The sequence below is a fragment of the Streptomyces sp. NPDC058464 genome (assembly GCF_042721035.1).
Taxonomy (GTDB): Bacteria; Actinomycetota; Actinomycetes; order Streptomycetales; family Streptomycetaceae; genus Streptomyces.
In genome coordinates this window covers 128,295-142,809 of sequence record NZ_JBHXMA010000013.1, presented here as the reverse complement: position 1 = coordinate 142,809, position 14,515 = coordinate 128,295, and the positions used below count along the sequence as shown (strand labels likewise).

The 14,515-nt window shown below is 71.9% G+C and carries 13 protein-coding genes; 7 read left to right on the top strand and 6 right to left on the bottom strand.

All coding sequences use genetic code 11. From position 1 onward, the window contains the following. Nucleotides 1–84: 84 nt before the first annotated feature. On the top strand, nt 85–714 hold the full coding sequence (locus ACFWPQ_RS19355) for an HAD family hydrolase (protein WP_361295675.1): 630 nt from the start codon (nt 85–87) through the stop codon (nt 712–714). Here the strand turns inward: ACFWPQ_RS19355 and ACFWPQ_RS19350 are convergent. Beyond that, nucleotides 687–941, bottom strand: coding sequence for a hypothetical protein (locus ACFWPQ_RS19350; RefSeq protein WP_384035721.1), 255 nt, complete (start codon nt 939–941; stop codon nt 687–689). The genes ACFWPQ_RS19355 and ACFWPQ_RS19350 overlap by 28 nt on opposite strands. A gap of 188 nt (nt 942–1,129) precedes the next feature. Between ACFWPQ_RS19350 and ACFWPQ_RS19345 the strand changes: the two genes are divergently transcribed. Then, nucleotides 1,130–1,513: a cold-shock protein gene (locus ACFWPQ_RS19345; protein WP_361295681.1), complete on the top strand. Its 384-nt coding sequence runs from the start codon at nt 1,130–1,132 to the stop codon at nt 1,511–1,513. Nucleotides 1,514–1,564: 51 nt separating this feature from the next. Here the strand turns inward: ACFWPQ_RS19345 and ACFWPQ_RS19340 are convergent, their stop codons facing one another. The 4 genes from ACFWPQ_RS19340 to ACFWPQ_RS19325 all read right to left on the bottom strand — a co-directional run bounded on the left by ACFWPQ_RS19340 (nt 1,565) and on the right by ACFWPQ_RS19325 (nt 5,022). Then, the gene (locus ACFWPQ_RS19340) at nt 1,565–2,416 is read right to left on the bottom strand and encodes a 1,4-dihydroxy-6-naphthoate synthase (protein WP_361295684.1); all 852 of its coding nucleotides are present in this window, start codon (nt 2,414–2,416) and stop codon (nt 1,565–1,567) included. Beyond that, nucleotides 2,403–3,173, bottom strand: coding sequence for a futalosine hydrolase (locus tag ACFWPQ_RS19335; protein ID WP_384035717.1), 771 nt, complete (start codon nt 3,171–3,173; stop codon nt 2,403–2,405). Before ACFWPQ_RS19335 ends, ACFWPQ_RS19340 begins: the two co-directional genes overlap by 14 nt. Then, nucleotides 3,143–3,616 carry a DUF2771 domain-containing protein gene (locus ACFWPQ_RS19330; protein ID WP_350789254.1) on the bottom strand — a complete coding sequence of 158 codons (474 nt, stop codon included), beginning with the start codon at nt 3,614–3,616 and terminating at the stop codon, nt 3,143–3,145. The genes ACFWPQ_RS19335 and ACFWPQ_RS19330 overlap by 31 nt, the downstream gene beginning before the upstream one ends. Before the next feature lie 62 nt (nt 3,617–3,678). Beyond that, complete coding sequence (locus ACFWPQ_RS19325; protein WP_384035930.1) at nt 3,679–5,022, bottom strand: MFS transporter; 1,344 nt, start codon at nt 5,020–5,022, stop codon at nt 3,679–3,681. Between the two features lie 437 nt (nt 5,023–5,459). Between ACFWPQ_RS19325 and ACFWPQ_RS19320 the strand changes: the two genes are divergently transcribed. From ACFWPQ_RS19320 to ACFWPQ_RS19300, 5 genes are all read left to right on the top strand, one after another. Then, nucleotides 5,460–6,386: a DUF3027 domain-containing protein gene (locus ACFWPQ_RS19320; protein ID WP_089101879.1), complete on the top strand. Its 927-nt coding sequence runs from the start codon at nt 5,460–5,462 to the stop codon at nt 6,384–6,386. Nucleotides 6,387–6,493: 107 nt separating this feature from the next. Continuing rightward, complete coding sequence (locus ACFWPQ_RS19315) at nt 6,494–6,685, top strand: hypothetical protein (RefSeq protein ID WP_384035713.1); 192 nt, start codon at nt 6,494–6,496, stop codon at nt 6,683–6,685. A 57-nt stretch (nt 6,686–6,742) separates the two neighbouring features. Continuing rightward, nucleotides 6,743–9,895: a sacsin N-terminal ATP-binding-like domain-containing protein gene (locus tag ACFWPQ_RS19310; protein WP_384035710.1), complete on the top strand. Its 3,153-nt coding sequence runs from the start codon at nt 6,743–6,745 to the stop codon at nt 9,893–9,895. 131 nt (nt 9,896–10,026) lie between these two features. Beyond that, entirely contained in the window at nt 10,027–10,950 is a 924-nt protein-coding gene (locus ACFWPQ_RS19305; protein WP_384035708.1) for a hypothetical protein, read from the top strand. Nucleotides 10,951–11,143: 193 nt separating this feature from the next. Beyond that, nucleotides 11,144–11,929: a hypothetical protein gene (locus ACFWPQ_RS19300; protein ID WP_384035706.1), complete on the top strand. Its 786-nt coding sequence runs from the start codon at nt 11,144–11,146 to the stop codon at nt 11,927–11,929. Between the two features lie 119 nt (nt 11,930–12,048). Here ACFWPQ_RS19300 and ACFWPQ_RS19295 read toward each other — a convergent pair whose 3' ends face one another. Continuing rightward, nucleotides 12,049–14,448 (bottom strand): HAD-IC family P-type ATPase, encoded by a 2,400-nt coding sequence (locus ACFWPQ_RS19295; RefSeq protein ID WP_384035703.1) that lies wholly within the window; start codon nt 14,446–14,448, stop codon nt 12,049–12,051. Between the last annotated feature and the right edge of the window lie 67 nt (nt 14,449–14,515).

The following is a 14,515-nucleotide window of genomic DNA, read 5'->3' as shown; positions in this document are numbered from 1 at the left end:
TTTTGGGGCGCGGGGAACTGCGCGACCAGCCACGACGCATCCGCACCCGATTGACTGCCGCAAGCACTAGGCACAATGACCTGTATGACTCCTCGCCCCCTCACCGTCGGCTTCGACCTCGACATGACCCTCATCGACTCCCGGCCGGGCATCCACGCCGCCTACCTGGCGCTCGCCGAGCGGACCGGGACGTACATCGATGCCGATCTGGCGGTCACCCGGCTGGGGCCGCCGCTCGCCGAGGAGCTGATCCACTGGTTTCCGGCCGAGCGGATCGCGGAGATGAGTGATCTGTACCGGGCCATGTACCCGGAGATCGCCATCGCGGCGACCCCCGCCATGCCGGGCGCGCGGGAGGCGATCGCCGCCGTGCGGGAGGCCGGCGGGAAGAGCGTGGTGGTCACCGCGAAGTACGAGCCCAACGCGAAGCTGCACCTCAGCCACCTCGGCATAGTCCCGGACGCCGTCGTCGGCGACCTGTGGGCCGAGCAGAAGGCGGTGGCGCTGCGCGAGCACGGCGCGGTCGCGTACGTCGGCGACCACGTCGGAGACGTACGCGGGGCACGCAAGGCGGGAGCCCTGTCGGTGGCGGTGGCCACCGGGCCCTGCGCTGCGGAGGAGCTGCGGGCCGCCGGTGCCGACGTGGTGCTCGGCGACCTCACCGAGCTGCCCGCCTGGCTGGCCGGCTACCGGGAGGACGCCTCCCGCGCCTGACGGCGTCCGGCCGCGACCGACTGGAGCACTCCGGCGCCCGCGACCAGGAAGCCGACGCCCATGAGCATGCTCAGCAGGTACATGTACGTCGGAAAAGGCTTCGCACCGAGGAACAGCGGTATCACGGTGACGAGTGTGGCCAGCGCACCGATGAAGAAGACCACGGCACCGGTACGGACCAGTCGGTCACCGGGCCCGGCGGAATTCGCTTGGGTTTTGTCACGCACTCGACCAGGGTAGTTCCCTGCCCGAAGGAACAACCGGGCGACGTCTTGTCACGCGCCCGAAGACCATTAGCCTTGGTACCGGCGGGTCGTGGTCGACCCGCCCGAGTGCTATCAAGGCCCGTTCCAGAGCTGTTGCATTCAGAAGTTTCCCGAGCAGTTTCCGACGAGATACGAGGACGAGGACAGACGTGCCTACCGGCAAGGTCAAGTGGTTCAACAGTGAGAAGGGCTTCGGCTTTCTCTCCCGTGACGACGGCGGTGACGTCTTCGTCCATTCCTCGGTTCTCCCCGACGGGGTCGACGCACTCAAGCCGGGCCAGCGCGTGGAGTTCGGCGTCGTCGCCGGTCAACGCGGTGACCAGGCGCTGTCGGTGGTCCTGCTCGACCCCGCTCCGTCGGTCGCCGCCGCCCAGCGCAAGAAGCCGGACGAGCTGGCCTCGATCGTGCAGGACCTGACGACCCTGCTCGAAAACATCACGCCGATGCTGGAGCGCGGCCGTTACCCGGACAAGGCCGCCGGAGCGAAGATCGCCGGGCTGCTGCGCGCGGTCGCGGACCAGCTGGACGTGTAGCCGCACAAGAGGCATATGCGTCTCGGAAGCGGGTAAGTCCCGTCGGTTTTCTTACGGGAAATCGAGTGCGTGCGGGCCGAGGGGCGGGACGAGTCCCTCGGCTGCCGCGCGGGTGAGCAGTCCGCGGACCGCCGCGTAACCGTCCTCGCCGAGTTCCGAGGTGAACTCGTTGACGTAGAGCCCGATGTGCTGGTCGGCGACGGCCGGGTCCATCTCCTGGGCGTGGGCCATCACGTACGGCCGGGAGACCTCGGGGTCGTCCCAGGCCGCGTGGACGGAGGCGCGGATCGAGTCGGCGAGGCGGGTGAGCGTCTCGGCGCCCAGCGACCGCTTCGCGATGATCGCGCCCAGCGGGATCGGCAGACCCGTCGTGTCCTCCCAGTGCTCACCCATGTCCGCGAGCTTGTGCAGGCCGTAGTTCTGGTACGTGAAGCGCGCCTCGTGGATCACGAGACCCGCGTCGACCTTCCCGTCCCGCACCGCCGGCATGATCTCGTGGAAGGGCATGACGACGATCTCGCCCACTCCGTCCGGGAGGGTGTCCGCCGCCCAGAGGCGGAACAGCAGGTACGCCGTCGACCTCTCGCTCGGCACGGCGACCGTACGGCCGGTGAGGTCCGCGCCCGCCTCCCTCGTCAGCACCAGCGGCCCGCAGCCCCGCCCCAGCGCGCCCCCGCAGGGCAGCAGGGCGTACTCGTCGAGGACGTACGGCAGCACGGCGTACGACACCTTCAGCGCGTCCGACTCGCCGCGCTCGGCCATGCCGTTGGTGATGTCGATGTCCGCGAAGGTCACGTCGAGCGCGGGCGCGCCCGGGATCCGGCCGTGGGCGAGGGCGTCGAAGACGAAGGTGTCGTTCGGGCAGGGCGAGTACGCGATGCGCAGCGGGTCAGCGGTGGTCATGTGGGTTCCAACTCTCCAGGGCGGGCGCGAGCTTCCCGAAGGCCTCGGTCAGGGCGGCCAGGGCGTCGCCGATCCGCCAGGCGGCACGGTCGCGGGGGCCGACGGGGTTGGAGACCGCGCGTATCTCCAGCACGGGCACGGCGTGTGCGGCGGCCGCCTCGGCGACGCCGAAGCCCTCCATGGCCTCGGCGAGGGCACGGGGGTGCCGGGCCAGCAGTTCGGCGGCGCGGGCGGCGGTTCCGGTCACCGTGGAGACGGTGAGTACCGCTCCGAGGCGAGCTCCGACGGCCGGAGCTAGCACTCGTACGAGTGAATTTGGTGGACGGTGGCTGACGGTCCCGAAGCCCAGTTCGGTGACCGGCAGAAATCCGTCGGCTGTCTCGGCACCCAGGTCGGCCGCGATGATCTCGTCGGCGACGACCACGGAGCCGACGGGCGCCATCGGCTGGAAACCGCCGGCGATCCCGGCGGAGACGACCAGCGCGTAGGGGCGGCCTTCGAGGGCGGCGGCGGTGAGGGCGGTCGCGGTGCCGGCGGCGACCGGGGCCGGTCCGACCCCGGCGGCGAGGAGGTCGTACCCCGCGCTGGTGCGGTGCAGCAGGGCCGAGCCCGGCAGCCGCACCTCGCTCGTCCCGCCGGGGAACGCCCCGGCCACCGCGTCCCGTTCGGCCGGGACCGCGGTGGCGACGAGGACGCGTACGGCGGACGTGGTCACTCCTGCGGCCGTCAGGCGTCCTTCTTGAGCTTGAAGGACCACAGGCCCAGCACCGACTTGTCGCCCTCCTTGATGGAGACGAGGGTCGAGTTGCCGGAGGCGCCGTACTGGGCGTTGAAGAACACGCTGCCCGGGATGGTGCGGTAGGTCTTGGTGCTGGAGTCGGTGAGCGCCTGACCGTTCATCAGGATCGTCCAGCCGTTGTCCGCGATCTTCGGGTCGACGCCGAAGCGGACCGTGTCGTCCGGGTCCACCTTGATGGACTTGATCCCGGTGTCCTTCAGGCACTTCGTGAGGGAGGCCGTGTCCAGGGCCTTGCCGTCGTTGTAGCAGGTGGCCTCGGAGTTGACCGAGTTCGTGCCGACGGTGATCGTGGCGATCGGCGTCGGCTTGTCACAGGCCGACAGGACGAGCAGTCCGGCGGAAACGGCGCCGGCGGCGGCGACGACGCGGCGGCGTCGCGAGCGGGAGTGCAGCGTGGTCATGGCCGAAGGCTATCGGGCACTCTCGGCCGTCTCCCCATGTGGGGTACGGCGTGCCCGGTTCGTTACGCCACTCGCGGTCGGGGGTGGGTGCCGTGCCGGGCGGAGGCGAGCAGACCGCGCAGGGTGGTCAGCCAGCCGACCGCCACGATCGCGGCGGCCACCACCAGACCCAGGGTGCCGTTCAGCGGCATCACGATGCCCACCGCGCCGCCGAACACCCAGGCCACCTGGAGCAGTGTCTCCGAACGGGCGAACGCGGACGTGCGCACCAGCTCCGGCACGTCCCGCTGGATCAGGGCGTCCAGGGACAGCTTGGCCAGCGCCTGCCCGAAACCGGCCACCGCCGCCAGCACCGCCACCAGGAAGGCGCCGAAGAACAGGGCCGCGACGATCGCCGTGCCCAGCACCAGCGCCACCGCCGCCACGATGATGATCTCCGGCGCCCGGGAGCGCAGCCACGACCCCACCGCCGTACCGAGCGCGTTGCCGGCGCCCGCCGCGACCCCCACGATCCCCAGCGACACGGCCGCGCTCTCCCCGGTCAGCGGGTGCTCGCGGAGCAGGAACGCCAGGAAGAAGATCAGGAAGCCGGAGAGGCAGCGCAGGGCGGCGTTGGCGCCGAGGGCATGGGTGACGGCGGGCCCGACCGTCCGCAGCCCCGGCCGCCTCGCCTCCTTCCGGTGCGGGCCGTGCAGATGCTCCTCGTCGGCGGCGAGCAGCGCCACGTCCTCACCCTTGGCCGAGTCGACCTTCGGGGGGAGGGTGAAGGAGAGAAACGTCCCGGCAACGAAGATCACGAAGGCGCCGTAGAGCGGCCAGGGGTCACCGACGGCATGCAGCCCGGCCCCGACCGGGGCGGCGACGCCGGTGGCGAGCAGCCCCGCGAGGGTGACCCGCGAATTGGCCTTCACCAGCGAGAACCGCGGCGGCAGGAGCCTGGGTACGACGGCACTGCGCACCACGCCGTACGCCTTCGACGCGACCAGCACCCCGAGCGCGGCCGGATACAGCTCCAGCCCGCCGCCGGCCACTGCCCCGGAGATGACCAGCGCGAGCAGCGCCCGCGCGAGCATGGACCCGGCCATCGCGGCCCGGCGCCCGTGCGGCAGCCGGTCGAGCAGGGGGCCGATGACCGGGGCGAGGACGGTGAAGGGCGCCATGGTGATGGCGAGGTAGAGCGCGACGCGGCCGCGGGCCTCGTCGGTGGGCACGGAGAAGAACACGGTGGAGGCGAGCGCGACGGTGATCATGACATCCCCGGCGCCGTTGACCGCGTGCAGCTCGATCAGCTTCCCCAGCCCGGACTCGCCGGCGCCGTGCGCGTGGGTGGCCTTGCGGATGCCGCGGGCGGTTCCGGTCACCGGGAGGTGCAGGGCACGGCCGACGGAGCGGACGGCACCGCGCATCCGGCCCGCACCGCTACCGACCCCGACGGCGCGCTGGGGTGACCTCGCGGTTGCCACGTGCTTCATAGTGCCCTGAGAGTGCAGTTCGTAGTGCACTTTGTGGCCAAGCGAGTCGTGGGGGTGCCCTGGGGTGGGGCGGAGCAGCGCCCCGTCAGGGGCGCGGGGAACTGCGCGAGCAACCCCCACCCACCCGCACCCGAAACACGACCTGCCCCCACCCCCGTCGGCTCTCCCCCTCCCTGCTCGCACGCCGGACTGTCCCCATCCACCGGCGACGGGGTAGCGTGCCTATCTCAGCCATAGCGCAGAATGGATGGCATAGGTGCGCCCGAGCGCGATCGGACGCGGACGTCGATGCGGCCCACAGGTCCGCTCCGTCCGCCCCACCGCCGGAGGCAACCGCACTCGTGAGACGGCGTAGGAGAGAAGCGATACCTGTGAGCGCAGCGACAACGCGAAGCCGCACCCCCGACCGTCTGTGCGCCGAGGCCGTCGACCTCGCCCGTGGAGCCGCCGAGGAGGCCGCCGCACCCGGGGTGGTCGGCGAGCACGCCGGAGCGGTGGCCGAGGGCGATCGCGTGGTCACGCACTTCTTCGAGTGCAAGGAGCTGGGGTACCGCGGCTGGCGCTGGGCGGTGACGGTGGCCCGCGCCTCCCGCGCCAAGGTCGTCACGCTGGACGAGGTGGTCCTCCTCCCCGGCCCCGACGCCCTCCTCGCCCCCGAGTGGGTGCCGTGGAGCGAGCGGCTGCGCCCCGGCGACATGGGCCCCGGCGACCTGCTGCCCACCGAGGCCGAGGACCTCCGCCTGGAACCCGGCTACACCGGCGAGGACGAGCCGGAACCGAACTCCCCGATCTCGGAGGAGATGGAGGAGCTGGCGGAGGCGGAGGACGCCGAGGTCACCGCGGGCACGCCCGCGCACCTGCCGACGGTCCCCTCCCGCGGCACGATCGCCTCGATCGCCGAGGAACTCGGCATGCGCCGGGCCCGGGTCCTGTCCCGCTACGGCCTGCACATCGCCGCCGACCGCTGGGAGGAGTCGTTCGGCGCGAAGACCCCCATGGCCCAGGCGGCCCCCGCGACCTGCGTGAGCTGTGGCTTCCTCACCCCCATCGGCGGCTCCCTGGGCCAGGCCTTCGGCGTCTGCGCCAACGAGTTCTCCCCGGCCGACGGCCGGGTCGTCTCCCTCTCCTACGGCTGCGGCGGCCACTCGGAGGCCGCGGTCATGCCGAAGACCCCCCAGCCGGCCCCGCCGGTCATCGACGAGACGCGAGTCGACCCCTTCCCGCTCCGCCCCGCCTCCGACTCCGGTTCGGTACCGGCGACGGAGGACGAGACGTCGGCGGAGCTGGGCCACTCCTAGCGGGCCGGACGCCCCGTCAGCCTCCGGACCGCGTGCCGCTCTTGCCCTTACGGAGCGGCACGCCGTCCGACGGGCCCCGTCCGTGTGAGGGGACCCGTGTGCCCGGCGTGGTCGTTTCGCGTGGGCGTGGCCCCGCTTCGACCAGGGATCCGGCCCTGCTCGTCGGCCGGCTCGCCCAGTACCCGCCGCGAGGCGACCTGTACCAGCTGCAGAACCCCGTCGACCTGGTGGACCCGGAGCAGCCCGACGTCACGGTCGCCACGCTCCAGAAGCTCCCGGTCAAGGTCGGCGGCCTCTAGCCGACGCTGCCCCGGTGAGGCGGTACCTTCGTGCTCACGTCGATGAGGAGAGACAACGTGAGCAAGTTCGTGCGGCCCGCAGCCGAGGGTGCCGACCCGTTCGGGACCGCCCGTCTTGGGCGAGGTGTCCTCGACGCCTGGGCCACCAGCCCCGCCCGGTTCCGGGAAGACGCCAACGCCGAGGAGGACCTGGTCCTCGGGGGGTACCGGGACCGGCTCGTCGTGGAGCTCGCGCAGAACGCCGCCGACGCGGCCGCCCGCGCCGGCGTCCCCGGCCGCTTCCGGCTCACCCTCCGCGACGGCGTCCTGTTCGCCGCCAACACCGGCGCCCCGCTGGACGCGGTCGGTGTCGAGTCCCTCTCCACCCTGCGTGCCTCAGCCAAGAGGGGGGACAGCGACAGCGCGGTCGGGCGGTTCGGCGTCGGGTTCGCCGCCGTGCTGGCCGTGACCGACGAGCCCGCGGTCGTCGGGCGGCACGGCGGGGTCCGCTGGTCCCTTGCCGAGGCCCGGGAACTGGCCGAGGAGACCGCCCGGCACAGCCCGGGGCTGGGCGACGAGATCCGCCGGCGTGACGGTCATGTCCCCCTGCTCCGGCTCCCGTTCGCCGCCGAGGGCACCGCCCCGGACCCGTACGACACGGTCGTGATCCTGCCGCTGCGGGACACGGCCGCCACCGACCTCGCCGAGCGGCTCCTCGACGCCGTGGACGACGCCCTGCTGCTCGCCCTGCCGGGGCTGGAGGAGGTCGTCGTCGAGAAGGACGCCGACACCGTCCGCACCCTGCGCCGCCGCACCGACGGCGCGCTCACCGTCGTGGAGGACTCGCGGGAGGGCACGACCCGCTGGCGTACCGTCGCCGCGCACGGCCCGCTCACCCCCGACCTGCTCGCCGACCGCCCGGTCGAGGAGCGGCTGCGGCCGCACTGGTCGCTGACCTGGGCCGTGCCCATCGACGGCCAGGGCGCCCCCGACCGCCCGCGCACCGCCGCCGTCGTGCACGCCCCCACCCCCAGCGACGAGCCCCTCGGGGTGCCCGCCCTGCTCATCGCCTCCTTCCCCCTCGACACCACCCGCCGGCACGCCGCCCCCGGCCCGCTCACCGACTTCCTGGTGCAGCGCGCGGCCGACGCGTACGCCGAACTCCTTGCCGACTGGCGGCCGGTGGGGGAGGGGATCATCCACCTGGTGCCGGGCCCGCTCGGCAGGGGCGAGCTGGACGGCGCGCTGCGCCAGGCGATCCTGGAACGGCTGCCGCGCACCGCGTTCCTGCCGCCCGCCGTCGAGCCCGGCGACGACAGCGAACTGCCCGAGGCGCTGCGGCCGCGCGACGCCGAGATCGTGGAGGGGGCGGGGGCCGACACGGTCCGCGTGCTCGCCGAGGTGCTGCCCACGCTGCTGCCCGCCGGTCTCGAACGCCGGGTCGAGCTACGGACGTTGGGCGTCGTCCGCCTTCCGCTCGCCGACGCCGTCGACCGCCTGGCCGGTCTGGAGAAGGACCCGGACTGGTGGTGGCGGCTCTACGACAGCCTCGCGGGCGTCGACCCGGAGCGGCTCTCCGGCCTGCCGGTGCCGCTGGCCGGGGGTACCTCCCAGGCTTTCGGCTCCGGGGGAGGCAGGACCACCATCGGCCCCCGTCAGGTGCTGCTCCCCACCGCGGACGCGACGGCCATCGACCCCGGAGTGCTCGCCCGGCTCGGTCTCAAGGTCGCCCACGAGGACGCCGCCCACCCGCTCCTGGAGAAGCTCGGCGCCCTGCCCGCGTCGCCCCGCGCGGTCCTGACCACCCCGCAGGTGCGGGCGGCGGTCGCGGCCTCGCTCGACGACGACGGGGGCGCGCTCTGGGAGGAGGACGCCCCGGACGCCGAGGAACTGGCGGACACCGTGCTCGCGCTGGTGCGGGACGCCGGCCTGGAGCCCGGTGACGAGCCGTGGCTGGGCGCGCTGGCCCTCCCGGACGAGGACGGCGAGCTGGCCCCGGCCGGTGAACTGGTCTTCCCCGGCAGCGCCTTCGCCCGGCTCATCCGGGAGGACGAACTGGCGGCCGTGGACGCCGACCTGGCCGGGAAGTGGGGCGAAGGCCCGCTCGCCGCCTGCGGGGTCCTCGCGAACTTCGCGCTCGTCCGCGCCACCGACGTCGTCCTCGACCCGGACGAACTGGAGCCCCGCGAGGGCGACTTCGCCGAACCCGACGACGCGGGCCTGCTCGACGCCGTCGACGTCTGGTGCGAGGACATCCTCGACCGCTTCCCGGACACCCCTGTGCCGCCGGTCGCCACCGAGCTGATCGCCGTCCGCGACCTCGACCTCGTCGACGAGGACCACTGGCCCGAGGCCCTCGCCCTGCTCGCCCAGCCGCCGCTGCGCGACGCCCTCACCCAGCCGGTCCGCATCCTGCTGCCCGACGGCACCCACGAGGTCGTACGGCCGTACACCGCGTGGTGGCTGCGCGGGCACCCGGTGCTCGACGGCCGCCGCCCCGCCGGTCTGCTGGCCGCCGGCGGCGACCCGCTGCTGCGCGGCCTCTACGAGGAGGCCGACGCGACCGGCTTCGAGGACGAGCAGGTGCTGCGGGCGCTGGGCGTACGGACGTCGGTGGCCGCCCTCCTGGACGAGCCGGGCGGCGCCGCCGAGCTCCTCGACCGCCTCGCCGACCCGGACCGCTCCGTCACCGGCGCCCAGCTGCACGCCCTGTACGGCGCGCTGGCGGACCTGGACCCCGAGCAGGTGACGCTCCCCGAGGAGCTGCGGGCGGTGCTCGACGGCCGGGTGGAGGTCGTGGACGCGGCGGACGCGGTGGTCGTCGACTCACCCGATCTGCTGCCGTTCACGGCCGGTGTCCCGCTGCTTCCCGTCCGGCCGTCGCGGGCCGCCGAGCTGGCCGAGCTGTTCCAGGTGCGGCGGCTGAGCGAGTCGGTGACGGGGTCGGTGGACTCGGAGGGCACGGAGCACGACGTCCCCGAGTCGGTGCACGTCCTGCTCGGCCCGCGCACCCCGCGGACGTACGTCGAGCACGAGGAGCTGGTGGTCGACGGCGTCGAGATCGACTGGCGCCTGACCGGCGACGGCGTCCTGCACGCCGCGACCCTGGAGGGCGTCGCGGCCGGTCTGGCCTGGGCGGCGGGGCAGTGGCCGCGCCGCTTCGAGGTGGCGGCGCTGCTGGAGGACCCGTCCCGGACGGGGGAGCTGGCACGGGACCGCTGGTTCGACTGAGCCGTCGTCCGCAAGGGCCCGCGACAGTTTCCGCGCACAACTTTCAAAAGTCGTACAACCTTTCGTCCCCTGCAGGGATCTGAACGGGGGAGTCATCCAGACTCACCGATCACTTCCATGCAGGGGAACGCATGCGTATACGCGCCACTGTGGCCGCCGTCTCCGGCGCCCTGGCACTCTCCGCCTTCGCGATGCCGGCCGCGCACGCCGCCGGCGGCTCGTCCTTCGGCACCGACGCGACGCAGCTCTTCGCGGCCGCGCACTCGGCGTCCGGCAAGACCGCGTACACCGCGACCACCGCGGACGACGACGCTCCGTACGCCATGAACGTCACCTTCTCGAACGTCAAGATCGCCAAGGCGGTCACGGTGGGCACGAGCGCGCACGTCGCCACGTCGGTCACCTACACGCTGACCCACGGCGCCGATGTCGACATCACGGCCGCGGACTTCTTCTCGGGCGCCTACATCTACAAGGGCTCCTACGACGACCCGGCCAACTTCCTGATCGGCGACGACCCGGCGAAGTGCACGGTCACCTCGGCGACCACCGCCAGCTGCAAGGGGAACATCGACGTCTACCCCGGCGAGGGCGAGCTCTTCAACTCCGACGCCGGCCTCTGGCACGCCGGTGCCCTGGCCATCGCGTACAACGGCCAGGACCCGACCAGCAACGACTTCGACATCACCAAGGTCGGCTACGCCGACCAGGGCGCCCTCGGCAGCACCCAGGTCCAGCGCCTGTCGAAGCTGACGGTCAACGCCACCCCGGAGCCGGTGAAGAAGGGCAAGACCATCACGGTCACCGGCGCCCTGACCCGGGCCAACTGGGAGGACAACAAGTACCACGGGTACGCCACCCAGTCCGTGGTGCTGCAGTTCCGCAAGAAGGGCACCACCACGTACAAGAACGTCAAGGGCATCAAGTCGTCCTCGACCGGCACCCTGAAGACGACGACGAAGGCGACGGTGGACGGCTACTACCGCTTCTCCTTCGCCGGCACCGCCACGACCCCGGCGGTCAACGCGACGGGTGACTACGTCGACGTGAAGTAGCGGCACCGAGCAGGACCGAGCAGGACCGGGAGTAATCCCAAGGAGACGTAATCCGGTTGCAAAAGAAACAAAATCTGACCGGATTACGTCTCACTCGTACAACCCCGCCCACCCCTCGTGGATCTGATCACCTGAGTCAACAGACTCCCTAGATCACTTGGGCCTCGCGCCCACTGTTCCCACTGGGGAATCCATGCGCATTCGTGCCACTGTGGCCGCCGTCTCCGGCGCCCTGGCCCTCTCCGCGTTCGTCGCCCCGGCCGCGCACGCCGCCGGCAGCGCGCCGGACGTCACCTTCTCGAACATGAAGGTCAACAAGGGCAGCAGCATGGTCGTCGGCACGACCAAGGCCTCCTTCTCGGTCACGTACACCGTGACGCACGCGGCGAGCCTGCCCGCGACCGACTTCGCCACCGGCCCGGTCATCTACCGCGGCAGCTCCGTGACGTCGCCGACCGACCTCTTCGCCACCGACGACGAGGGCACCTGCACCGCCGCTTCCTCGACCGTGCTCAACTGCAAGGCCACCCTCGTCTTCACGGTCGGCGGGGACTGGGACCTGGACAACTCCGAGGCGGGCTCCTGGACCCTCGGCGGCATCGCCGCCGACAAGGACAGCAACATCAAGTGGGTCGGCGGCCTGGGCACCACCAAGGTCCTGCGCGCCACGAAGCTGACCGTCAACGCCACCCCCGAGCCGGTCAAGAAGGGCAAGACCGTCACGGTCACCGGCTCCCTGACCCGCGCCAACTGGGACACCCACAAGTACGGCGCCTACGGCAGCCAGTCGGTGAAGCTCCAGTTCCGCAAGAAGAGCTCCACCGCCTACACCACGCTGAAGACCATCAAGTCGTCCTCCACGGGCGCCCTGAAGACCACGACCACGGCGTCGGTCGACGGTTACTACCGCTACTCCTTCGCCGGCACCTCGACCAGCCCGGCGGTCAACGCCACGGGCGACTACGTCGACGTGCAGTAGTAGGTAACGCCCCTAGGGTCAGCGCCCCGTAAGGGGCGCGGGGCTGTATTTGATTTGCGGCTACCGCCGCGCGGGCGCGACCAGCCCCCACCGGGCCCGCGCGGTTCCCCACCACCGCATCACACCGGATACTTCCGCTCCACCCACTTCCACAGAAGCTCCAGCACCGCCGACGCCACCACGGCCACGCCGACGGCAGTCCACGGCATCGCCACCCCCACCAGCTTCAACGCGAAGAAGCTCTGCAGCGCGGGTACGGCGAGTACGAACACGAAGGCCACGCCCATCGAGGCCACCAGGGCCACCCGCCACCACGTGTACGGCCGGGCGATGATCGCCAGCACCCACATCGAGATCAGGAACAGGGTCAGGGTCGCGGCGCTGGTCTCGGCGTCCAGGGACCCGGTTCCCGTGTAGTAGTGGCGGGCGACCAGATACGTCACGAAGGTCGCGACGCCGGCCACCACGCCCCCCGGGATCGAGTACCGCATCACCCGGCGGACGAAGTGCGGCCGCGCCCGTTCCTTGTTCGGTGCCAGGGCGAGGAAGAAGGCCGGGATGCCGATGGTCAGGGTGGAGAGCAGGGTCAGGTGCCGAGGCAGGAAGGGGTACTCGACCTGCCAGCAGACCACGAGGACCGCGAGCAGCACCGAGTAGACCGTCTTGACCAGGAACAGGGTGGCGACCCGGGTGATGTTGCCGATCACCCGGCGGCCCTCGGCCACGACCGAGGGCAGCGTGGCGAAGCTGTTGTTGAGCAGGACGATCTGGGCGACCGCCCGCGTCGCCTCCGAGCCCGAGCCCATCGAGACCCCGATGTCGGCGTCCTTGAGGGCGAGTACGTCGTTCACGCCGTCGCCGGTCATCGCGACCGTGTGTCCGCGCGACTGCAACGCCCCCACCATGTCCCGCTTCTGCTGCGGGGTGACCCGTCCGAAGACGGTGCCCGAGTCGAGGGCCGCGGCCATCTCGCCGGGCTCGGCGGGCAGGCGGCGCGCGTCCACCGTCGTACCGGTGAGACCGAGCTTGGCCGCCACCGCGCCCACCGACACCGCGTTGTCGCCGGAGATGACCTTGGCCCGGACGTCCTGGTCGGCGAAGTAGCGGAGGGTGTCGGCGGCGTCCGGGCGGAGCCGCTGCTCCAGGACCACCAGTGCGGTGGCGCCGGCCCCCTGTGCCACCTTCGGGTCGTCGAGGTCCCGGCCGGCGCGGGCGAGCAGCAGCACCCGCAGCCCTTCCTCGTTGAGGCGTACGGTTTCGGCCAGTGCCGGGTCGTCGGCGCCCAGGAGCACGTCCGGCGCCCCCAGCAGCCAGGTGCTCAGCTCACCGTCGCCCTCGCTGAAGGTCGCCCCGCTGTACTTGCGGGCTGAGGAGAAGGGCAGCGACTCCACGCACCGCCAGTCCTCGCTGTCCGGGTAGGCGTCGATGATCGCCTGGAGGGAGGCGTTGGGGCGCGGGTCGGACTCGCCGAGCGAGCCCAGCACCTTGCGTATGTACGTCTCGTCGACCCCGTCCAGCGCCCGCAGCTCGGTGACGTCCATGCCGCCCTCGGTGAGGGTGCCGGTCTTGTCGAGGCAGACGGTGTCGATCCGGGCGAGGCCCTCGATCGCGGGGAGCTCCTGGACCAGGCACTGCTGGCGGCCCAGCCGGATCACGCCGATCGCGAAGGCTACGGAGGTGAGCAGGACCAGGCCCTCGGGGACCATCGGGACGATGCCGCCGACCGTGCGGGCGACGGCGTCCTTGAGGCCGTTGTTCTTCACGACCAGCTGGGTGGCGACCAGGCCGATCGCGGCCGGGACCATCATCCAGGTCACGTACTTGAGGATGGTCGAGATACCGGAGCGCAGCTCGGAGTGGACGAGCGTGAAGCGGGACGCCTCCTCGGCGAGCTGGGCCGCGTACGCCTCCCGGCCGACCTTGGTCGCGGCGAACGCGCCACCGCCGGCCACCACGAACGAACCCGACATCACCTGGTCGCCGGGGCGTTTGACGACCGGGTCGGCCTCACCCGTGAGCAGCGACTCGTCGATCTCCAGGCCGTCGGCCTCGGCGCACACCCCGTCCACGACGATCTTGTCGCCGGGGCCGATCTCGATCAGGTCACCGAGCACGATCTCACTCGTGCTCACTTCGACGGCGGCTCCGTCCCGGCGCACGGTCGGCCGCGCCTCGCCGATCACCGCGAGCGAGTCCAGGGTCTGCTTCGCCCGCCACTCCTGCACGATGCCGATGCCCGTGTTGGCGAGGATCACGAAGCCGAACAGGCTGTCCTGGATCGGCGCCACGACCAGCATGATCAGCCACAGCACACCGATGATCGCGTTGAAGCGGGTGAAGACGTTGGCGCGCACGATCTCGCCGAACGAGCGGCTGCTGCGCACCGGTACGTCGTTCACCTGGCCGCGCGCGACGCGCTCCGCGACCTCGGCGGATGTCAGGCCGGTCGCCCTGATCGGCACCGGCAGCGGTACGGGATGCACAGGGTCGAGCTCGGCGCCCGCGTCGATGTGCTGCATGCCTTCGACGGTACGTGCGGATTTGCGCGTTCACCTGCCGAGTGCCCGGAAGATCCGACCAGGGGAG

Bases quoted from the DNA above. Each gene is read 5' to 3' on its own strand.
- ACFWPQ_RS19355 (WP_361295675.1), top strand. From the start codon at position 85: ATGACTCCTCGCCCCCTCACCGTCGGCTTCGACCTCGACATGACCCTC.
- ACFWPQ_RS19305 (WP_384035708.1), top strand. From the start codon at position 10,027: ATGCGTATACGCGCCACTGTGGCCGCCGTCTCCGGCGCCCTGGCACTC.
- ACFWPQ_RS19340 (WP_361295684.1), bottom strand. From the start codon at position 2,416: ATGACCACCGCTGACCCGCTGCGCATCGCGTACTCGCCCTGCCCGAAC.
- ACFWPQ_RS19330 (WP_350789254.1), bottom strand. From the start codon at position 3,616: ATGACCACGCTGCACTCCCGCTCGCGACGCCGCCGCGTCGTCGCCGCC.
- ACFWPQ_RS19325 (WP_384035930.1), bottom strand. From the start codon at position 5,022: ATGCGCGGTGCCGTCCGCTCCGTCGGCCGTGCCCTGCACCTCCCGGTG.
- ACFWPQ_RS19300 (WP_384035706.1), top strand. From the start codon at position 11,144: ATGCGCATTCGTGCCACTGTGGCCGCCGTCTCCGGCGCCCTGGCCCTC.
- ACFWPQ_RS19295 (WP_384035703.1), bottom strand. From the start codon at position 14,448: ATGCAGCACATCGACGCGGGCGCCGAGCTCGACCCTGTGCATCCCGTA.